The following is a 21,061-nucleotide window of genomic DNA, read 5'->3' on the forward strand; positions in this document are numbered from 1 at the left end:
TGCGTACAAGCAGTGGGAGCAGACTTGTTCTGTGACTGCGTACCTTTTGTATAATGGGTCAGCGACTTATTTTCAGTGGCGAGCTTAACCGAATAGGGGAGGCGTAGCGAAAGCGAGTCTTAATAGGGCGTCTAGTCGCTGGGAATAGACCCGAAACCGGGCGATCTATCCATGGGCAGGTTGAAGGTTGGGTAACACTAACTGGAGGACCGAACCGACTACCGTTGAAAAGTTAGCGGATGACCTGTGGATCGGAGTGAAAGGCTAATCAAGCTCGGAGATAGCTGGTTCTCCTCGAAAGCTATTTAGGTAGCGCCTCATGTATCACTGTAGGGGGTAGAGCACTGTTTCGGCTAGGGGGTCATCCCGACTTACCAAACCGATGCAAACTCCGAATACCTACAAGTGCCGAGCATGGGAGACACACGGCGGGTGCTAACGTCCGTCGTGAAAAGGGAAACAACCCAGACCGTCAGCTAAGGTCCCAAAGTTATGGTTAAGTGGGAAACGATGTGGGAAGGCTTAGACAGCTAGGAGGTTGGCTTAGAAGCAGCCACCCTTTAAAGAAAGCGTAATAGCTCACTAGTCGAGTCGGCCTGCGCGGAAGATGTAACGGGGCTCAAACCATACACCGAAGCTACGGGTATCATCTTCGGATGATGCGGTAGAGGAGCGTTCTGTAAGCCTGTGAAGGTGAGTTGAGAAGCTTGCTGGAGGTATCAGAAGTGCGAATGCTGACATGAGTAACGACAATGGGTGTGAAAAACACCCACGCCGAAAGACCAAGGTTTCCTGCGCAACGTTAATCGACGCAGGGTTAGTCGGTCCCTAAGGCGAGGCTGAAAAGCGTAGTCGATGGAAAACAGGTTAATATTCCTGTACTTCTGGTTATTGCGATGGAGGGACGGAGAAGGCTAGGCCAGCTTGGCGTTGGTTGTCCAAGTTTAAGGTGGTAGGCTGAGATCTTAGGTAAATCCGGGATCTTAAGGCCGAGAGCTGATGACGAGTTATCTTTTAGATGACGAAGTGGTTGATGCCATGCTTCCAAGAAAAGCTTCTAAGCTTCAGGTAACCAGGAACCGTACCCCAAACCGACACAGGTGGTTGGGTAGAGAATACCAAGGCGCTTGAGAGAACTCGGGTGAAGGAACTAGGCAAAATGGCACCGTAACTTCGGGAGAAGGTGCGCCGGTGAGGGTGAAGGACTTGCTCCGTAAGCTCATGCCGGTCGAAGATACCAGGCCGCTGCGACTGTTTATTAAAAACACAGCACTCTGCAAACACGAAAGTGGACGTATAGGGTGTGACGCCTGCCCGGTGCCGGAAGGTTAATTGATGGGGTTAGCTAACGCGAAGCTCTTGATCGAAGCCCCGGTAAACGGCGGCCGTAACTATAACGGTCCTAAGGTAGCGAAATTCCTTGTCGGGTAAGTTCCGACCTGCACGAATGGCGTAACGATGGCGGCGCTGTCTCCACCCGAGACTCAGTGAAATTGAAATCGCTGTGAAGATGCAGTGTATCCGCGGCTAGACGGAAAGACCCCGTGAACCTTTACTATAGCTTTGCACTGGACTTTGAATTTGCTTGTGTAGGATAGGTGGGAGGCTTTGAAGCGTGGACGCCAGTCTGCGTGGAGCCAACCTTGAAATACCACCCTGGCAACTTTGAGGTTCTAACTCAGGTCCGTTATCCGGATCGAGGACAGTGTATGGTGGGTAGTTTGACTGGGGCGGTCTCCTCCTAAAGAGTAACGGAGGAGTACGAAGGTGCGCTCAGACCGGTCGGAAATCGGTCGTAGAGTATAAAGGCAAAAGCGCGCTTGACTGCGAGACAGACACGTCGAGCAGGTACGAAAGTAGGTCTTAGTGATCCGGTGGTTCTGTATGGAAGGGCCATCGCTCAACGGATAAAAGGTACTCCGGGGATAACAGGCTGATACCGCCCAAGAGTTCATATCGACGGCGGTGTTTGGCACCTCGATGTCGGCTCATCACATCCTGGGGCTGAAGCCGGTCCCAAGGGTATGGCTGTTCGCCATTTAAAGTGGTACGCGAGCTGGGTTTAGAACGTCGTGAGACAGTTCGGTCCCTATCTGCCGTGGACGTTTGAGATTTGAGAGGGGCTGCTCCTAGTACGAGAGGACCGGAGTGGACGAACCTCTGGTGTTCCGGTTGTCACGCCAGTGGCATTGCCGGGTAGCTATGTTCGGAAAAGATAACCGCTGAAAGCATCTAAGCGGGAAACTTGCCTCAAGATGAGATCTCACTGGAACCTTGAGTTCCCTGAAGGGCCGTCGAAGACTACGACGTTGATAGGTTGGGTGTGTAAGCGCTGTGAGGCGTTGAGCTAACCAATACTAATTGCCCGTGAGGCTTGACCATATAACACCCAAGCAATTTGAGTACTCGAAAGAGCATCAGATTGCGGTGTGTGAAGACGAAACGAACCGAAAGTTTGATGTTCACAAAACACCGAAAACTATCCCATACCCAATTTGCTGAAGCGAGGCCATCTGGCCACGATTCGGTACCCGAATTTCTTGACGACCATAGAGCGTTGGAACCACCTGATCCCATCCCGAACTCAGCAGTGAAACGATGCATCGCCGATGGTAGTGTGGGGTTTCCCCATGTGAGAGTAGGTCATCGTCAAGATTAAATTCCGAAACCCCAATTGCGAAAGCAGTTGGGGTTTTGTTTTAGTAGAAGTAACCGTTTTTGCTGGCTTGTTACCGTGTTGACGAGCCAGATACAGAATTTCTTGACGACCATAGAGCGTTGGAACCACCTGATCCCATCCCGAACTCAGTAGTGAAACGATGCATCGCCGATGGTAGTGTGGGGTTTCCCCATGTGAGAGTAGGTCATCGTCAAGATTAAATTCCGAGACCCCTGTCTGCTAACGCAGACAGGGGTTTTGTCATTTCAGGGCCTGTATAAATCCATCATCAAACTGCTTTGCGTGCCTTGCTGATACGTCGAGCCTGCCATTTGCGCCACCAGATGTAGACGCCAGTCCCTGACAATCCCGCAATCAAAATACCTAACACCGCGATCATTACTTGCCCTGCAACGCCAATGATCCGTCCTCCATGTATCGGTAACTGCAACCGATAGAACTGCTCCCCCAACGTTCCCTGTCCTGCGATTTCCTGCCCTAACAACCGACCGTCCGTGCCGTGAAAGAACAACCAGGATTTGCCATGCGCATCCGTATCGTGTTGGCCAAATCCGGCACCGTAGAAGTTGTACTCAAAGCTGTAATACAACTCCCCGATTGCCGCTGTCAGTCCTAATCGTCTCCCCTCCTGTAACGCCCTCTCGTATGCTTGTTGATAACTCAATTGCGTCACGCCTAACTCCGCAGGAGGCATTCGTCCTCGGGCCTCATACACGCTCGGCTCAATCGGTGAAAACAGCGACACAGCAGGCTTGAACACCTGACTCGGCAGGTTCATCGCCACACTGCTGATGGCGATCGGCAGCAACAACAGCCACAACCACAATCCCCCCGCACGATGCAGGTCGAAGTTAAGCCTATAAGCATGCCCGCCCTTGACCTTCCACGCCGTCGACCACTTCTTCCAGAACGGCTTTCCACGCGGTAGCGTCAGCCATAACGCTACAAAGCAATCGATCACCCAAGCGATGGCAACCAACCCCATCAACCACAATCCCCAGTTGCCCGGCAATGTCAGGTTGTAATGAAACTCAAGAATGAACGGGACGAAATTCTCCCGCTGAAAACAGCACTCACCCCAGTAACGCTGACCTTTCTGCTGCGCATTCACCGGGTCCAGATAGAACACCTGATTACGCTCATCAAACGGCTTGCCAGTTGCTGGATCATTACGCGGCACCGCTGCCAGCAGCGCCGTATGGCCAGCCTCATGCGGATACTCCATGTACCAGACCTGCAACTTCGGATGCGCGGACTGCACCGCATCAACCAGTTCGCCCGGTGGCAATCGTGATCCCTGAGCAGGCGCTGAGTAGAACTGCGGATTCAACCATTCATCCAGCTCATGATTGAAAGCAAGAATGCTTCCGGTGATTCCGGCCAGCAACAAAAACACCGCGGTCGCCAAGCCGATATAGCGATGCAACAACACTAAAAACGCGCGCATGAAAATTTCCCCACAGAGACGACAAAGCCAGCCCCCGAACTTCAGGGGCTGGCTTTTTTATGCACAGGACAAACGTTTAGAACTGGTAGCTGACCGTTGCCGCGACATTGCGCTCTTCACCCATGTAGCAGAAGTTCAGACTGGCGCAGGAAGCCACATAAGACTCGTTGGTCAGGTTGTTCGCATTCAGGCGTACGTCCACGCCCTTCAAACCAACCTTGCCCAGGTCATAGCCGATCGAGGCGTCGAACAGTGTGTAAGACGGTACTTTCAGGGTGTTTTCCGCATCCGCCCAGCTGTAGCCGACATAGCGCACGCCGCCGCCCAGACGCAGGCCATCCAGCGCTGCGCTGTCGAACTTGTAGTCCGCCCACAATGACGCCATGTGTCGCGGCGCCTGCGTCGGCGAGTTGCCTTTGTTTTCGATCACATCGGTCGCGGTGCTCAGCGTACTGACCATCGACTTCGAATATTCGATGTCGGTGAAGGTGTAGCTGCCGAGGACTTTCAGGTTGTCGGTCAACTGCATGTGCGCTTCCAGTTCCAGCCCCTGGGAGCGCACAGCGCCGACAGCGCGATAGAAGTTTTCCTGCGGCAGTTTGGTCGCCAGGTTTTCCTGATCAATGCGGAACACAGAGGCGGTGAACAGATTGTCAGTGCCCGGCGGCTGGTATTTAAGGCCCGCTTCCCACTGCGTACCATCGGTCGGCGCCAACGGATTACCAGCGCTGTCGGCGTACGAGTTCGGGTTGAACGACTCGGAGTAACTGATGTAAGGCGCCAAGCCGTTATCGAACAGATACAAAGCTCCGGCGCGGCCGGTCAATTTGGTGCGACGGTCGTTGATCTCGGTACCGACCGGACGGCCCGCTTCGGCGATGCGGTTTTCATCCGACGTCTCGACCCAGTCCTGGCGCAGGCCGAGCGAGAAGCGCCATTTGTCCATTTCGATCAGGTCTTGCAGGTACACCCCGGTCTGCTCCAGGCGACGCAGATAGCTGGTCTCGCCATACATATCAATTGCCGAATTGCCATACACCGGGTTGAACGCGTTGATCGGTGCGAGGCCGCCGCTGGTCCAGTCAACCACGGTTTTACGCCGCTGATAGTCCGCGCCCATCAGTACCGTGTGTTTGGTCGCGCCGGTAAAAAATTCCGCCTGGAGCATGTTGTCGACGATGAACGCATGAAGACGCTCATCACCGCCGGTGTAGTAGCGATTCAGCTCGTTGCTGGTTGGCGTGGTCCAGCCATAGGCGTAGACCTGATCCATGCTCACTTTGGAGTCCAGGTAACGGAAGTTCTGCCGCGCGGTGAAGACGTCGTTGAAGCGGTGTTCGAATTGATAACCGAACGACTGCTGATCACGCGAGTAGCCATCAATGCTCGGCTCACCCTCGAAGAAGTGCGGCGAGATTCGGTTGCCATTGCGTTGATGGACCGTGCCATCTGCCGGCACGCCGCCGTGGTAGCCGCCATCCGGATCGTGTTGCAGATAGGCCTGCAGTGTCAGCGAAGTATCTTCGTTGAAATCGATGCTGACGGTCGGCGCCAGTGCAAAGCGCTTTTCTTTATTGTGGTCGAATTGCGTGTCGGACTGATCCGTCAAACCGATCAGGCGATAGGCGATCCGCTTGTCGTCATCGACGGGGCCGCTGAAGTCAAAACCGACCCCGCGCTGCCCCTGCGTGCCGACTGTAGCCTGAACCTGATGGTAGGCCTCATACAAAGGCTTCTTGCTGGTCAGTGCGACCAGACCACCCGGTGAACTGCGGCCATACAACACCGACGATGGGCCCTTGAGAATATCTACGCGCTCGAGGAAATACGGGTCGACCTGCATGGTGCTGTAGGTGCCGCTATCGCCCATCGACTTGAGGCCGTCGAGGTAGATGTTATCCACCGAACCGTCGTTGAAACCGCGCATCGCCACATAGTCGTAACGGTGCGTGGCGCCATACGGATTGGTCAGCACGCCAGGGGTATAACGCATCGCTTGTGAAACGGTTTGCGAGCCTTGATCGTCCATTTGCTCGCGCGTCACCACGGACACGCTTTGCGAGGTTTCCAGCAGTGCGGTACTGGTTTTGGTGGCGATCTGACTGTGTGTCGCGTTGTAGCCGTCCATGCTGCCCAACGCATTGCCGAGGGCGAAGCCTCTGATGTCGGTGGTCGGCAAGGCCAGCGCCTCGGTTTCGGCGAGCGGACGCAGGATATAGCTGCTGCCATCCTGACTGATTGCCTCCAGACCGGAACCTCCGAGCAAATGGCTTAGTGCCTGATCAGTCGAGTATTCCCCCTGTACACCCGGCGACTGCCGGCCCTGCGTCTGCTGCGGCGTCATCGACAAGGTAATGCCCGCCTGGCGCGCGAACTGATTCAGCGCCTCAGCCAACGGCCCGGCAACGATGTTGTAGCGATGGCTCAATTCACTGGCATTGGTAGGGGCCGCGAGGCTCAGGCTCGGCAGCACACCGACGCCCAGTGCGGTGGAAAACAGCGCAGCCCGGACGGCGTGGCGCAACAAGCCCGATTCGACATTGAAATTCAGAGGGTTCTTACCGGTGGCGCGGACAGTCATTGTAGGTTTCCGTAGGAAGTCGCAAACGCTTGAGTTGAAGTGCTTACTGACTAAGCCGGACCGACTGCAAAAACCCGCCAAAAAAATTTCAAACCGTACGTTCCAGGCTCACCCACCAGCGGGTGCGATAGCGCAGTTGCACCGGCAAGGTCTGCGGCAGAATCGCCAAAAGCTTATCGGTGTCCTCCAGCCGAAATACGCCGGACAGGCGCAAGTCAGCGGCGTTCGCCGCACAGTTCAGAAAGCCCTGACGATAACGCCCGACTTCATTGAGAAAATCGCCGAGACGCATATTGCGTGTGACGATCATGCCATCGACCCACGCGCCGACATCCATATCCAGCGCCGGCGCCGGGCGTATTTGATGGTGATCGATCAGATAACTCTGCCCGGCGAGTGCCTCGATGGAAGTCCCGCCGGCGTGAATGGCCACTTGGCCACTGGTGACGCTGAGCCGCGTGCAATCGCTTTGCTGACGCAGGATGAACCGCGCGTCTTGCGGCTCGTAGATGCCGTGGCGACTTTGTACGCGCAGCGGTCGGTCGAACGAGGCGCCCTCATCTGCGCCGCCACAAGTGACGATGATTTCGCCACGGGTCAGTTTGATCAGCCGTTGTTGCGCGGTGTAATCCAGATCCACCGCACTGGCGGTATTGAGCTCGATCCGCGTGCCGTCCGGTAACTGGAAACTGCGCCGCTCGCCGGTTGCCGTGGCGTAATCGGCGCTCCACTGCTGCCAGGCAGCAGTGTCTTTCGCTAGCCAGGCGGCCGAGCCCATCAGCAATGCCCCGGACAGCAGCTTCAAGGCCTGACGACGACCCAAGCCCTGAGCGCTGTTTTCCAAAGTGTTGAACGCTACTTGCGCACCGGGCACTGCGCGCAGGTTATTGCTCAATTCTGCCTGCAACGACTGCACCCGTTGCCAGGCCAACTCATGCTCATGATGTTCGGCGCGCCACTGTTCACACTGACGATTGAGCCGTGTATTGCCGTGGTTATTACGCAGGCGCAGCAACCAGTGAATGGCCTGCTTGACCACTTTTTGCTGCGGTTCGGCGCGTCGGCCGAGTGAGAGGTTATCCACAGGCATCAGCTTTCATACCGCAGCACATAGCAGTGATACAGCGCATCGGCGACGTAACGCTCCACCGTGCGCAAGGAAACGCTCATCTGCTCGGCAATCTGCCTGTGGCTCAAACCTTCGCACTGCGCCAACAGAAATGCCTGACGCACCTTCGGCTTCAGTCCTTCAAGCATACGCGCGATGTTTTCCAGCAATTCGATCACCAGGGCTCGGGATTCGGCGCTTGGCGTCTCGGCTTCGGGCAAGTGAGCGATGGTTTCCAGATAGGCGCGTTCGATCTCTTCGCGGCGCCAGTGATCGATTACCAGGCCGCGAGCAATGGTTCGCAGAAAGGCGCGGGGCGCTTTGAGTTCGAGGCGTTCGGTGCGTTGCAGCAGACGCACGAAAGTGTCCTGCGCCAGATCAGCCGCATCCGCGGCATTACCCAGCCGGGCGCGCAGCCAGGCATTGAGCCAGCCGTGATGATTACTGTAGAGCGCCTGCACTGCAAACTCAGGAGAGGACATGAACGCGACAGCCCGAACGTCACAAATGATAATTAGTCGCATTGTTATCAAGGGTTACAGGATTTGCAACTGCCGCTCGAACATCAGTCCTAAAAAATCAGGCCGCGGATGCTCTAGATCACCGTTCGGCGGGAATCTGCGAGAAATACCGTGCATTTGAATCGCAGCCCTAAGTTTTCCCGCCAACGTGCCGACAGACTGGTGAGACATGCGTGCACCAAAGTAGAGCGGCCTGAAGAACGCTGCCTGCGCTGTACATGGAATGTTGCATCCGGAACGCATCCCCACTTTTGGCATAAGAAGTCCCATGAAATGAATCTCAAGTTCAGCCATAAAATCCTGTTGGCCGCCTCGGGCGTCGTGGTCCTGGCGTTCGCGCTGTTCACCCTCTACAACGACTATCTGCAGCGAAACACCATTCGCCAGAACCTTCAGTCTTCTGTGCAGCAGGCCGGTGATCTGACCGCCAGCAGCGTGCAGAACTGGATGAGCGGGCGAATTCTGGTACTGGAAAACCTCGCGCAGAACGTTGCTCATCAGGGCAAGGACGCCGACTTCCCGGGCCTGGTCGATCAACCGGCCTTTACCTCGAACTTTCAGTTCACTTACGTCGGTCAAGCCAACGGTGTGTTCACCCAGCGTCCTGACGCGAAGATGCCGGATGGTTATGACCCACGTCAGCGCCCTTGGTACAAGCAAGCGGTAGTCGCCGACAAAACCATGCTGACTCCGCCTTACATGGCTGCGGTCGGTGGCCTGGTGGTGACCATCGCCATGCCGGTGAAAAAGAACGGCGAGTTGCTGGGTGTGGTGGGGGGTGACCTGAGCCTGGAAACTCTGGTGAAGATCATCAACTCGGTGGACTTCGGTGGCCTCGGCCATGCGTTCCTGGTCAGCGCTGACGGTCAGGTGATCGTCAGCCCGGACAAGGATCAGGTCATGAAGAACCTCAAGGACATCTACCCGAACTCCAGCGTGCGCATAGAAAAGGGCAACCAGAACGTGGTGCTCAATGGCCAGGAACGCATCCTGTCGTTCACCCCGGTCACCGGTCTGCCGAATGCCGAGTGGTACATCGGTCTGTCGATTGATCGCGACAAAGCCTACGCGGCACTCAGCCAGTTCCGTACCTCGGCGCTGATTGCGATGTTCGTGGCGGTAGCCGCCATTGCCGTGTTCCTGAGCCTGCTGATCACGGTGTTGATGCGTCCGCTGACCACCATGGGTCGTGCGATGCAGGACATTGCTCAGGGCGAAGGTGATCTTACCCGTCGTCTGGTCGTGGAAGGCAAAGATGAGTTCGCTGAATTGGGGAGCTCGTTCAACCAGTTCGTTGAGCGTATTCACGCATCGATCAGCGAGGTGTCTTCGGCAACTCGTCAGGTTCATGATCTGTCGCAACGCGTGATGGCTTCGTCCAACGCCTCCATCGTTGGTTCGGACGAGCAAAGTGCGCGCACCAACAGCGTCGCAGCCGCGATCAACGAACTGGGTGCTGCCACTCAGGAAATCGCCCGCAACGCCGCCGACGCTTCGCAGCACGCCAGCGGCGCCAGCGAACAGGCCGATGACGGCCGTCAGGTGGTTGAGCAAACCATTCTGGCGATGACCGAGTTGTCGCAGAAGATCAGCCTGTCGTGCACCCAGATCGAAACGCTGAATGCGAGCACTGACAACATCGGCCACATTCTTGATGTGATCAAAGGCATCTCTCAGCAGACCAACCTGCTGGCGCTCAACGCAGCGATCGAAGCGGCGCGTGCCGGTGAAGCCGGTCGTGGTTTTGCGGTAGTGGCGGACGAGGTGCGTAATCTTGCTCATCGCACGCAGGAATCGGCGGAAGAGATCCACAAGATGATCACGTCCTTGCAGGTCGGTTCGCGTGAAGCGGTGAGCACCATGAACGCCAGTCAGGCGTCCAGCGAGCAGAGCGTTGAAGTGGCCAACCAGGCCGGTTTGCGTCTGGTCAGCGTGACCCAGCGCATCGGCGAAATCGACGGCATGAACCAGTCGGTGGCTGCAGCGACCGAAGAGCAGACCGCGGTGGTGGAAACCCTCAACGTCGACGTTAATCAGATCAACCTGTTGAACCAGCAGAGCGTGGCCAATCTCAACGAAACGTTGAAGGATTGTGATGCGTTGTCGCAACAGGCCAATCGCCTGAAGCAGTTGGTGGACAGCTTCAAGATCTGATTTTCAAACGCGAGACCGCGTTTTCGTTCATCGCGAGCAGGCTCACGCCTACAGGGGAACGCATTCCAACTGTAGGAGTGAGCCTGCTCGCGATAGCGGTCTGAACATCACCGCGGAACTGAAGCCTTACACAAACAGCTTCAGCACATTCCCCATCGCATCATCGGCAAACCCCTGCACAAAATCCTTGAACCCCGGCAGCGCCTCGGCGCCCCCGCTGGCCGGTTCGGCAATGATCGTCCACGTCGCCCGCGCCTTGCCTTCTCCCAACGATTCGACATTCATCGCCGCCCACAGATTGGCCACGCCCAAGGTGTTGTAGATCGTGGTCCAGGTCATGCTCCGCGCCTGCTCATCGCGGGAGTTGAGTTGCTCGACCACCACGTTGCCATCCTTGAAGAACTTCTTGCGCAGCGAGGACACGCCCTCGCCGGTCATTTCGATATGCGACAGCGCCGGAATGAATTGATCGAAGCCGGCAAAATTGCCGACCACCGCCCAGACCTGCGCCGCGTCCGCCGGCACTTCTACCGAAGAAGCCACGTGGCAGCCGTGAGGGTTTTTGATCAGGGTGTCAGGTTGCAGAGTGCTCATGGTGTTGCTCCTTGTTGATGAACTAGATGAAGTTGATTTGTTTCAGGTAATCGCAGCCGCGACGCAGCAGCGCCGCGGATTTCTGCGGGTAGTGCGCGCCCATCTGCTGCACGCCGGCTTGCGCGTTGGCGTGACCGATCAGGGAGATGTCGCCGATGTCTTCTTCGAAGCCGTTGAGATAGAAACCGAGCACGCCAAACAGCGCGTTGTCGGCATCGACGCGCCCCAATTGCTGCTGCCAGTCGGCAACGCTGACCAGCGAGAACTCGCTGCCGGTTTCGCGGAACGAAGCGACGTAGGCGTCCCAGCTCAGCGGTTCGGGGTTGTGCAGATTGAACACCGCTCGCTCGGGCGAATAACGGCTGGCGTGGAAGGCGATGAAACGGGCGAGAAAGTCCACCGGCATCAGGTCGAAATTCAGCGCGAAGGCCGGCACCTGACCGAGCTGGATCGAGCCTTTGAGCATCAGCATCAAACGATTTTTGTGTGGCTGGCAGACGCCGCTGAGACTGTTGAAACTGATGTTGCCGGGGCGATACAAATTGACTCGCACACCGCGCTCGCGCGCCCGTTCCAGGATGCGCTCACCCACCCACTTCGACAGGTTGTAGCCGTTGCGAATGTAGATCGGTGGCGTCGTTGCGGCGGGCAATTCCAGCACGCGACCCTCAGCGTCAACGGTGCTGGAAGCCGACAGCGTCGAGACGAAATTTAAGACCTTTTTGCTATGCCCTTCACACAGGCGCAGCAGTTCGAAAATCGGCTCGACGTTGTCCGCTGCCAGCGACTCGTAATCGAGGACGTGATTGACGTTGGCGGCGTTGTGCACCAGCGCACCGAACTCGTGATCCAGCCGTTGATAATCGGCGTCGGTCAGCCCCAGTTGCGGGCGGCAGATATCAGCCGCATAAACGCGCACCCGACTCAGATCGAGATGTTCGAGCCGGTTCTCGCGCAGTGCCTGAGCGAAGCGTTGCGCCGCCGTTTGCCCGCCGCCGTCGCGCACCAGACACGCCACTTCGCTGGCGCCCCAACCGAGCAGCGCCTCGACGATGTGCACGCCGACAAAACTGTTCGCGCCCGTTACAATCACCTTGTGCACGTTGCCCATGCGGCTGATCGGCAGCGGCTCGATATCCAGCGCCCGTTCAGCGTCGGCCATGGCCTGGGCGCTGAGCACGGCGCTGTCATCGGTGCCGCGTACCAAGGTCGCGAGTTTGACGATGGTCGGCTGTTCGATGAACCGGTTGATCGAGATGCTGCGGCCGAATTCCTCGCGCAAGCGCAGCAACATCCGTGACAGCAAAATCGAGTGACCACCGAGATTGAAGAAGCTTTCGTCGGTGGAAATGTCGCTGGTCGGCAGCTCCAGCAATTCCGCCCAGATCTGCAGCAGCAGCGCTTCGTCCTCATTGGCCGGCAGGCATTTCGGCCCGCTGTCCTGCACGCTCACCGGCAATGCCAATAGCGCTTTGCGGTCGACCTTGCCGTTGCTGGCGAACGGCATGTTCGGCAGTTCGGTCCATGCCACCGGTTGCATGTAGTCCGGCAAAAATTGCTGGGCATGGGCCTTCAGTGCATCGCGGGCGGTGTCCGATTGAGGCTGGGCGAGGAACGCCAGAATCCGTCGCTGACTGTCGATCACCACGGCGATTTGCCGATACAACTTGCTCTCGCGCAGGCAACGCTCGATCTCTTCCGGCTCGACTCGAAAACCGCGGATCTTCACTTGATTGTCGCGCCGTCCGCACAGCTCGATGCCCTGCTCGCCCCACTTGGCCATGTCGCCACTGCGGTAGGCGCGCAGCTGTTGGCCGTCCGGCAATTCAAGGGTCAGATAGCGCTCGGCGGTCTGCTGTGGATTGTTCAGGTAACCGAGGCAGACACCGGGGCCGACGATGAACAACTCGCCGACGGTCTGCTCGGCTACCGGTTGCAGGTCGTCATCGAGAATCAGCACCTGGCTGTTGGCGATCGGCGCGCCGAGACTGCGGTTGCTGTCGCCGGGTTTCAGTTGCCGGGCAGTGATCAGCACCGTGGCTTCGGTGGGACCATAGAGGTTGTGCAGTTTGCCTTGTCGGGTCAGTTGCTCGATGACAAACGGCTCGCAGACATCGCCGCCCGTCATCACCTGTTGCACACCCTGCAGTTGTTCCAGCGGCAGGATGCTCAACAGTGCCGGCGGCAGGAAGGCGTGGGTCAGTTGGCGGCGGCGGATCAGCGCCACCAATTGCAGTGGATCGCGCCGCTGCGTGTCGTCGGGCACCACCAGTTCGGCGCCGGTGAGCAGGCTCGGGAAGATGTCGATCAGTGACGAATCGAAACTCAGCGAAGAGAACTGCAACACCCGACTCTCGGCGCGCAACTGCACGTAATCTGCGTACCACGCGGTGAAGTGCGCCAGGTTGGTCTGGCTGAGCAGCACACCTTTCGGATGCCCGGTGGTGCCTGAGGTGTAGAGCGCCATGCACGGCGCATCGAGTTCGGGACGCTGGCGCATCAACGGGGTTGCGAGGTCGGCATCAAGACTATCGATGCGACTGACGTCGAGCCCGGGTATCGACTCGCTGAGCGGATGTAGACCGTCGTGCAGCAACAGCAACGCGCCGGCGTTTTGCAGGATGTATTGCTGGCGCTGCAACGGATGGCTCGGCTCCAGCGGCAGGTACACCGCACCGCTGCCGAGAATCGCCAGAATCGAGGCGAACAGCGCGGGGCTTTTCGGCAGGCAGATGCCGACAACCCATGGCTGCGGATGCTGGTCGAGCAGAGGCTGCAAGCGCTGTTGAATCGCCCGACTGTGCGCATGCAACTGGCGATAGCTGATCGACTGCTCGGCGAGGTGCAGCGCCGGACGGTCAGCGTGCTGGATCAGGCTCTGTTGCAGACGCTCTATCAGCGGGATCTGCGCTTGTTGCAGCAGCGACGCATGCGCCGTGTCGTTGAGGCGATGGACGTAAGCCAGGCTGTCGAGGAACAGCAGGTTTTCCATCCGTTCAAAATCCGGCGCAGTCACCGCAGCGGCCTGTTGAAAATATTCCGCATCGCGGGAGTAGCGGCTGACCAGCAGCGACACTTCGTCCACCACTTGCGTCAGTACCCTTTGTCGCAATGCCTGGCCGTTGCCAGACGGCTCATCGGCGATTGGTACGCGGCTGATCAGTGTTGAACCGAGGAAGCACAGCAGGTCGAGTGACGGCAGACCTGCAAGGCTTAGCGCCCCGACACCCAAACGCAGATGCAGGTGGGGGATGGCGCAGAAATCGCCGGCGCCGATGAAGCCTTCGTCGATGATCAGATCCACCGTCGGTTGCGCGGCGCCGCTGCGCGCCAATGTGTGTCCATGTTGTTCAAGTTCATGCGCCAGGTCGGTCATGGCCTGGCTGACGCCAATCAGCAAAATGTCGAGACGTTTCATGTCGGCCTCCTCATCAAACCAGGTAGTCGTGCAGGGCGTGCTGCACGCACGGTGTGTCGAGCAGCGAACTGTTGTGGAAGAACTTGACGATGTTGCCCACCAGCGGATGGTGGCGATTGATCGGAAATGCCAGTCCGGCCATTTCCTCCCTCAGCGAATGGCGTGTGGTCTCGCCGACCGGCAGGGCATCGATCAGGCGCAGGTCGAAGGATTTCTGGATGTCGTTGGTCAGGTAGTGGCCGATGAATACCGGCAGGATCTGCGCGATGGTTTCGCGATCCGCCTCACTCGCGGTGTGCCAATAGATGCGCACCATCCGCGCCCAGAAGCTCGAATGGCGACCCTCATCAAGCAAGTGGTCGGCCATCAGCCCTTTGATCGACGGCTTGACCGTGTCGTCGCGGGCGAACGCCGCGACATCGCCGGTTACGGTGTTCTCGGCGATGGCCACACAGATCAATTCGACGGCACTGCGCAAGTGTTCCGGGGCCCGTGCGACGGCGGCAGGGATGGCCCGGCTGAGCTCGATTTCGTTGGGCAGTTGAATCGGCTCGATGCCGGTCATGGCCACCGTTTGCTGCATGAAGTCCATCGCCACCAGCGCGTGGTAATCCTCGTCTACCACCACCGTCATCGCGTCGTAGCGACAGGCAAAAGGAAACGCCACGGCGAAGCGATCCTTGGCGATGCTGCGCGCGGTCTTGTCGACGATTTCCGTCTCGAAAATCACCACGTCGTTGATGAACTTGTACAGCGTCTGCACCAGGGCGAAATCACGCTGCTGCGGGCACTCCCGCAGGAAGGTGTCGCTGAGCACCAGCGGTTGCCGGCTGAGCGGATAGATCAGGCGCTCGTCGTTTTCCAGCATCCGCCGCGGACGGGTGCGGATGGTCGCGCGGCTTTCCCAGGCATCGGCGAAGGATTGGTAGTCGGCGGCGTTCATTGGGCCACCTCCGCCAACGGTTCGCGCATGCTTACGCGCAGGCCATCCCACAGCGCGATGCGGCTTTCCACGGCGGCAATGGCGCTGGCGTAAACCTCGGCTTCGCGCTGCGGGTCGCCATCGACCAGACGCTTCAGCAGTTGCTCTGCCGCCGGGCCGTGATCCTCGGAATCGACCTCGATGTGCCGCTCCAGGTAATAGCGAAAGATCGGCGCCTGTTCGATGCCGATGCCCCAGTCGTCGAGGATGCGCTGGAACATGGTCGGGATCACACTTTCGCGGCCATGCAAAAACGCGGCGGCGACGCTGTGCCCCGGTGCATGCAGGGCGGTGCGCAAAGTGTCTCGGACAAACTGCGCGGCGGCCGGATCGACTTCGACACTTTGCAGCGCGACGTCATAACTCACGCCTTCCTGTTGCAGCGCGACGAAGCGTTCCGCTGCTGCGGTGCTCGCACCGACTTCGCGCATGGCATCCAGATACAGTTCGAAATGGCTGTAATGACCGTGGTCCAAGCGGTCATCGGACTCCTCACCGAGGACAATTTCGTTGATCAGTCGGGCTGCATGCGGATCACGCGGCGGCAGCCATGGCAGACGGGTGCAGGTCAGTTCCTGCTGCAGGCGCTTGGTCAGCGACATGAAATCCCACACGGCAAACACATGGGTTTCCATGAAGCGGCGCAAGACAGTCATTGAATTGATTTCGGCGAAGATCGGGTGAGCGCTGAGTTCGGCTTTCTTCAGGGCGAGTTGCTGCTTTGTTTGAGACATGACGGGGCCTTTATCCTTGATATGAAATGGCTGTGTTATTTCAACTTCGCAATCAATGGAACAGCGGCTTGTTATTCTTTTTCCAGGCGAGCGACGGCCGCATACAAATCATTGAAGTTGAATTAAATGCATGGGCGCTATTGCAGGGCGGCTCAGGCGCTTTACTGCCCGTTCGTACCCTTGCCGTTGGCCGGTGCCTGCCTGGGTCTTGGAGTTCAAGCTCGGCGGAGAAAAACTAATACATCGACAAACAACTTAACAAGTGTAATTTTGATTATTTTTAGTTGTCGGTTTTTTAAATGTGAGAGTGCCCAATAAAACTATTGGATTAAGTTTTATTTGGGCGAAGTTGCTCCTTTCGGCTAATTAAGGCCAAAATCGAATAAACAGAGTGAATGCCTCACTCGAAGCAACTTTTTAATAAAAAGACTGAAGTTGTTTGAGGGGATGAAAGTTGGCCCGGAACGACGCCGATTCTTTCCTTTTCCCGTGACAAGGCTCCTTCCGTAGGTTCCTGTTGCGGGGACTGCGCCGGCGGTGCGGTGCGTCGCCCGTTCTTTTTCGGTTGGCTGTTGAAGAGTGCGGGTAATTGGCCGCCACGGCTATTACCGATTGTTCATTGCAGGAGTGCAATTTTCGGGCTGATCGGCGCAGGGAGGGTAGAGCGAACACGGGGATATGCCAGCGGATTCGTGGCTGTCGTCAGGAGGGATTTGTAAGCGGGTTATTCGCCGGGCAGACGCACTGGTCCTGGCCCGGCGTACAGGGTTCAGTGCGCGGCTTTGCGCTGTTGTGCGGCCGGGCTTGCGAGGTAGCGGGTGATGACCTCGACACCGCGGTTGAGGTGTTGTTTGAGCAGTGCGACGGCGTGGTCGACATCGCGCTCGATCACCGTTTGCAGCATGGCGCGGTGGTCATCCTGAGAAATCTTGCCCAGCCCCATGGCTTCAAGGTTGAAGCGCAGGAAACGCTCCTCTTCATTAAGGCCGTCTTCCACCAGGCGCAACAGACGCTTGTTGGGTGCCTTGCTGTACAGCGTCATGTGGAACAAACGATTGAGCCGGCCGATTTCGCTGTAGTCCTGCTGGTTTTCGAGTTCATCGATCAGGTTGGCCGCGCGCTCGATATCGGTAGCCGCAAGCAACGGAATCGACTGACGCAACGCTTCGGATTCCAGCAGGATCCGCAGCTCATAGGTTTGCGTTGCATCGTCCTGAATCAACGCCGCCACCACGGCGCCTTTGTGCGCAGTGACGTTCAGCAGCGCTTGCGCTTCGAGCTGGCGCAGGGCTTCACGCACCGGCATGCGGCTGACGCCAAACAGGTCGGCCAGATCTTGTTGGCGCAGGGCCGTGCCGCATGGCAGGCGACCGTCGAGGATTGCTGCGCGCAGGGTTTCTTCAATGATCGCGCGGGCCAAATGTGCGGGAATCGGCCCATCGACTTTGATGCTGTGCAGCGGTTTGGGCTTCTGTGTCACGAATACGCCCCCTGTCTTTCGACTTGATTGGATCCAAAGAAGCTAGTGATTGATCTACAGGTTGTCAAATCGTGTAAAGGAATACCGTATTACACAAGTTTAGCGCGGCACCGATGATCTCAGGGTGCCATTGTTTTTTACCCGGCTAAGCTTCACCATCAAACGCTTTCCCTCCTGCCCCCTGGAAACCTGTTGTGGCGGTACGTTTCGCGATCCCCCGGACTCTGCGCTGGCTAGGCTGCGCACTGCTGCTGGCCGGCGTCATGCTGGGCGGTCTGCATGCCGATTGGGATTTTTCCGCGATCAGCCGCAAGGCCACGGCCCTTTACGGACCGCTGGGCGCCGGGCAGCAGCGCATCGATGCCTGGCAGAATCTGCTGGCCACGCAGAAACAGGTCAGCGAGATGGAAAAGCTCAAAGTGGTTAACCTGTTTTTCAATAAACAGATGCGCTACGTCGAAGACATCGATCTATGGGGCGAAGTCGATTATTGGGAAACCCCCATCGAAGCACTGTGGAAGGGCGCCGGCGACTGCGAAGACTATGCAATCGCCAAGTACTTCAGCCTGCGTCACCTTGGCGTTTCCAGTGACAAGCTGCGCATCACCTACGTCAAGGCACTGCGCCAGAACCGCGCGCACATGGTGCTGACTTACTATGCCACCCCCGATGCCATGCCGCTGGTGCTCGACAGCCTGATCGATCCGATCCAGCCGGCGTCGCAGCGAACCGATTTGCTGCCGGTCTACTCTTTCAATGCTGAAGGTCTGTATTTGCCGGGGGCCAAAGGCAACAAGAAGGTCGGTGACACCAAACGCCTGTCACGCTGGCAGGATGTGTTGAAGAAAATGCAGGCCGAAGGTTTCCCGGTCGAAACGATTAACTAGGAGCACGCGCTCAGATGTCTTTGTTCAAACAGCTGTTGATCGCTATCTGTCTGTTCCTGGTGATTGCCTTCACCGGCAGCTTCATGGTCAGTCTGGAGAGCTCGCGTACCCAGTACGTCAACCAGTTGCGCTCCCACGCTCAGGATGCCGCGACGGCGCTGGCGCTGTCGTTGACGCCGAATATCGATGACCCGGCGATGGTCGAGTTGCTGGTCAGTTCGATTTTCGACAGCGGTTACTACGCGAGCATCCGCGTCGTCGATCTGAAGACCGATCAGACCATCGTCGAGCGCAACGGTATTCCGGCCGTCACCAATGTGCCGGACTGGTTCGTCAAACTGATTGGCCTGGAACCGGCCGGTGGCGACGCGCTGGTCAGCCGTGGCTGGGAGCAGGCCGCCAGGGTCGAGGTGGTCAGCCACCCGATGTTTGCCGTGGCCAAGTTGTGGCAAAGCGCGTTGGGCAGCCTCGGCTGGCTGCTGATCTGCGGCGCAGTGAGTGCGGTGCTCGGCGCGTTGTTGTTGCGCCGGCAGTTGAAGCCATTGGATTACATGGTCAAGCAGTCCCACGCCATTGCCCGTCGCGAATTCCTCAGCCTGCCGGAGCTGCCGCGCACCCCGGAATTGCGGCGCGTGGTACAGGCGATGAACCAGATGGTCGAGAAGCTCAAGGCGCTGTTTCAGGAGCAGGCCGAACGCAGTGAAAAACTTCGCGCCGAGTCTTATCAGGACAACCTCACGGGGCTGGCCAACCGACGCTATTTCGAGATGCAGTTGAACAATCGGGTGAGTAACCCGGAGCAGGCCAGTTCAGGCTATCTGCTGCTGTTGCGGGTCAAGGATCTGGCCGGTCTCAACCAGCGTCTGGGTGGTCAGCGCACCGATGAACTGTTGAAAGCGGTCGGCGAACAACTGTCGCGCGAGTGCGCCAAGTACCCGGAAACGCAGAATCTCGTCACCCGTATTCGCGGCGGTGAATTCGCCGTGCTGGCGCCGGGGCTGGTCCGTGAAGAAGCGCTGCAACTGGCGCAAAACCTCGACGCCGCGCTCGGCAGTTTGCACGCCACGGGCGCGACGGATGTGGCGGCGGTGGCGTCGATTGGTCTGGCGCCGTTTGCTCATGGCGATTCGCCGCAAGCGGTACTCAGCCTTGGCGATCAGGCATTGGCGCAGGCCGAAGGCCAGGGCGAGCAGAACTGGGCGTGTCTCGATCAGAGCCTCACTGCAGGCGTTGGCGACGATCACCACGCCTGGCATCGCTTGCTTGATCAGGCCTTGAGTCAGCAGCGCTTTGAGTTGTATTTCCAACCGGTGGTGGCCACGCAGGACACGCAACTGGTGCTGCATTACAAAGTGCTCTCGCGCTTGCTCGATGATCAGGGCCAGACCATCCCGGCCGGGCGCTTCCTGCCGTGGCTGGAGCGTTTTGGCTGGACCGCGCGGCTGGATCGCCTGATGCTCGAACGCGTGCTCGAACAGATGAAAGAGCACGAGGATTCGCTGGCGCTGAACCTGTCTTCAGCGACCCTGGCCGATCCACAGGCGTTGAACAAAGTCTTCGAGATTTTGCGCGCGCATTCCAACCTCGGCGCGCGCCTGACCCTGGAAATCGGCGAGGAACAGTTGCCGGAGCAAGCAGTGCTGGAACAGCTGACCCGGCGCCTGCGCGAGCTCGGCTTCTCGCTGAGCCTGCAACGCTTCGGCGGACGTTTCAGCATGATCGGCAACCTGGCGCGGTTGGGGCTGGCGTACTTGAAGATCGATGGCAGCTACATTCGTGCGATCGATCAGGAGAGTGACAAGCGTTTGTTCATCGAGGCGATCCAGCGTGCGGCGCACAGCATCGATCTGCCGCTGATTGCCGAGCGGGTCGAGACGGAAGGGGAGTTGGCGGTGATTCGCGAGATGGGGTTGTATGGCGTTCAGGGGCAGCTGTTCGGTGAGCCCAAGCCATGGAGCTAAATCTTTGAATTCGAGTCGTTAGTTAAGCCGCCTTCGCGAGCAGGCTCGCTCCTACTGTGATCGGGTTTCAATGTGGGAGCGAGCCTGCTCGCGAAGAGGCCGGAACAGTCGATCAAAATCTTTGATCAGATCAACCCTGTCTCTTCATCATCAATCAACTGACTCAACCCGCCCAACGCTTCCCGCGCCTGAGTCCGGTCCATCAGTTTGGCCTGTGCCGCCGGTGGCAGGTCGGTGACGCGGATCACGCCTTTTTGGGTCAGCACCTGAATCAGGTCGTCGAGTACCCGAATCATCTCGAAGTCGCTCTGCTTGAGCTGTTTCAGGCTGGTTTCCACGACCTCGTTGGCGAACCATGCCTGGATTTCATGGCTGTCGGCCGGCAGCGTTTCCGTGGCTTCGGCGTAGGCCGCGGCTTCCACGCGAATCAACAGACCTTGCGCATCGCGTTGCACGTAAAACATTGAGCATCCCTCAGAAATGAACCAGCGTCATGCTGTCAGCAGCATAGCCA

The 21,061-nt window shown here is 58.0% G+C and carries 14 protein-coding genes, 3 rRNA genes and 1 pseudogene (1 of these 18 only partly in view); 7 read left to right on the plus strand and 11 right to left on the minus strand.

Annotated features, from left to right (window positions below; genetic code table 11):
• From JFT91_RS06550 to rrf (JFT91_RS06560), 3 genes are all read left to right on the plus strand, one after another.
• Positions 1-2,382, plus strand: a 23S ribosomal RNA gene (locus JFT91_RS06550) (it extends 511 nt beyond the left edge of the window).
• A 157-nt stretch (positions 2,383-2,539) separates the two neighbouring features.
• Positions 2,540-2,655, plus strand: a 5S ribosomal RNA gene (rrf, locus tag JFT91_RS06555).
• 105 nt (positions 2,656-2,760) lie between these two features.
• A 5S ribosomal RNA gene (gene rrf, locus JFT91_RS06560) occupies positions 2,761-2,876 on the plus strand.
• Positions 2,877-2,948: 72 nt separating this feature from the next.
• Here the strand turns inward: rrf (JFT91_RS06560) and JFT91_RS06565 are convergent.
• The 5 genes from JFT91_RS06565 to JFT91_RS06585 all read right to left on the minus strand — a co-directional run bounded on the left by JFT91_RS06565 (position 2,949) and on the right by JFT91_RS06585 (position 8,631).
• Positions 2,949-4,127, minus strand: a complete 1,179-nt coding sequence (locus tag JFT91_RS06565; RefSeq protein ID WP_201229664.1) for a PepSY-associated TM helix domain-containing protein — start codon at positions 4,125-4,127, stop codon at positions 2,949-2,951.
• A 76-nt stretch (positions 4,128-4,203) separates the two neighbouring features.
• The gene (locus JFT91_RS06570; RefSeq protein WP_201199437.1) at positions 4,204-6,708 is read right to left on the minus strand and encodes a TonB-dependent siderophore receptor; all 2,505 of its coding nucleotides are present in this window, start codon (positions 6,706-6,708) and stop codon (positions 4,204-4,206) included.
• Between the two features lie 88 nt (positions 6,709-6,796).
• Entirely contained in the window at positions 6,797-7,798 is a 1,002-nt protein-coding gene (locus JFT91_RS06575) for a FecR domain-containing protein (RefSeq protein WP_201199438.1), read from the minus strand.
• Positions 7,798-8,298, minus strand: a complete 501-nt coding sequence (locus JFT91_RS06580; protein WP_201199439.1) for a sigma-70 family RNA polymerase sigma factor — start codon at positions 8,296-8,298, stop codon at positions 7,798-7,800. The genes JFT91_RS06575 and JFT91_RS06580 overlap by 1 nt, the downstream gene beginning before the upstream one ends.
• Before the next feature lie 54 nt (positions 8,299-8,352).
• Positions 8,353-8,631, minus strand: coding sequence for a hypothetical protein (locus tag JFT91_RS06585; RefSeq protein WP_201231870.1), 279 nt, complete (start codon positions 8,629-8,631; stop codon positions 8,353-8,355).
• On the opposite strand from JFT91_RS06585, the pseudogene JFT91_RS30080 reads away from it, so the two are divergent.
• Both JFT91_RS30080 and JFT91_RS30085 read left to right on the plus strand, forming a co-directional pair.
• A pseudogene (locus JFT91_RS30080) lies at positions 8,611-9,636 on the plus strand (HAMP domain-containing protein); the annotation flags it as partial. The gene JFT91_RS06585 and the pseudogene JFT91_RS30080 overlap by 21 nt on opposite strands.
• Positions 9,637-9,705: 69 nt before the next feature.
• Positions 9,706-10,491: a methyl-accepting chemotaxis protein gene (locus tag JFT91_RS30085; RefSeq protein WP_371857642.1), complete on the plus strand. Its 786-nt coding sequence runs from the start codon at positions 9,706-9,708 to the stop codon at positions 10,489-10,491.
• Between the two features lie 126 nt (positions 10,492-10,617).
• Here the strand turns inward: JFT91_RS30085 and JFT91_RS06595 are convergent, their stop codons facing one another.
• From JFT91_RS06595 to JFT91_RS06615, 5 genes are all read right to left on the minus strand, one after another.
• Positions 10,618-11,085, minus strand: a complete 468-nt coding sequence (locus JFT91_RS06595; protein ID WP_201231871.1) for an SRPBCC family protein — start codon at positions 11,083-11,085, stop codon at positions 10,618-10,620.
• Between the two features lie 22 nt (positions 11,086-11,107).
• The gene (locus JFT91_RS06600; RefSeq protein WP_201231872.1) at positions 11,108-14,503 is read right to left on the minus strand and encodes a non-ribosomal peptide synthetase; all 3,396 of its coding nucleotides are present in this window, start codon (positions 14,501-14,503) and stop codon (positions 11,108-11,110) included.
• A gap of 13 nt (positions 14,504-14,516) precedes the next feature.
• The gene (locus JFT91_RS06605) at positions 14,517-15,446 is read right to left on the minus strand and encodes a diiron oxygenase (RefSeq protein WP_201231873.1); all 930 of its coding nucleotides are present in this window, start codon (positions 15,444-15,446) and stop codon (positions 14,517-14,519) included.
• Positions 15,443-16,219, minus strand: a complete 777-nt coding sequence (locus JFT91_RS06610) for a DUF3050 domain-containing protein (protein WP_201231874.1) — start codon at positions 16,217-16,219, stop codon at positions 15,443-15,445. Before JFT91_RS06610 ends, JFT91_RS06605 begins: the two co-directional genes overlap by 4 nt.
• Before the next feature lie 769 nt (positions 16,220-16,988).
• On the minus strand, positions 16,989-17,699 hold the full coding sequence (locus JFT91_RS06615; RefSeq protein WP_201231875.1) for an FCD domain-containing protein: 711 nt from the start codon (positions 17,697-17,699) through the stop codon (positions 16,989-16,991).
• Positions 17,700-17,893: 194 nt separating this feature from the next.
• Here JFT91_RS06615 and lapG point away from each other — a divergent pair, with 194 nt between their 5' ends.
• Both lapG and lapD read left to right on the plus strand, forming a co-directional pair.
• On the plus strand, positions 17,894-18,586 hold the full coding sequence (gene lapG / locus JFT91_RS06620) for a cysteine protease LapG (RefSeq protein ID WP_201148189.1): 693 nt from the start codon (positions 17,894-17,896) through the stop codon (positions 18,584-18,586).
• 14 nt (positions 18,587-18,600) lie between these two features.
• Positions 18,601-20,547 (plus strand): cyclic di-GMP receptor LapD, encoded by a 1,947-nt coding sequence (gene lapD, locus JFT91_RS06625; RefSeq protein ID WP_201231876.1) that lies wholly within the window; start codon positions 18,601-18,603, stop codon positions 20,545-20,547.
• A 125-nt stretch (positions 20,548-20,672) separates the two neighbouring features.
• Here the strand turns inward: lapD and JFT91_RS06630 are convergent, their stop codons facing one another.
• Positions 20,673-21,011: a hypothetical protein gene (locus JFT91_RS06630; protein ID WP_008087037.1), complete on the minus strand. Its 339-nt coding sequence runs from the start codon at positions 21,009-21,011 to the stop codon at positions 20,673-20,675.
• Positions 21,012-21,061: the final 50 nt, after the last annotated feature.

Origin of the sequence: Pseudomonas sp. TH08 (genome assembly GCF_016651275.1) — a bacterium.
Lineage (GTDB): Bacteria > Pseudomonadota > Gammaproteobacteria > Pseudomonadales > Pseudomonadaceae > Aquipseudomonas.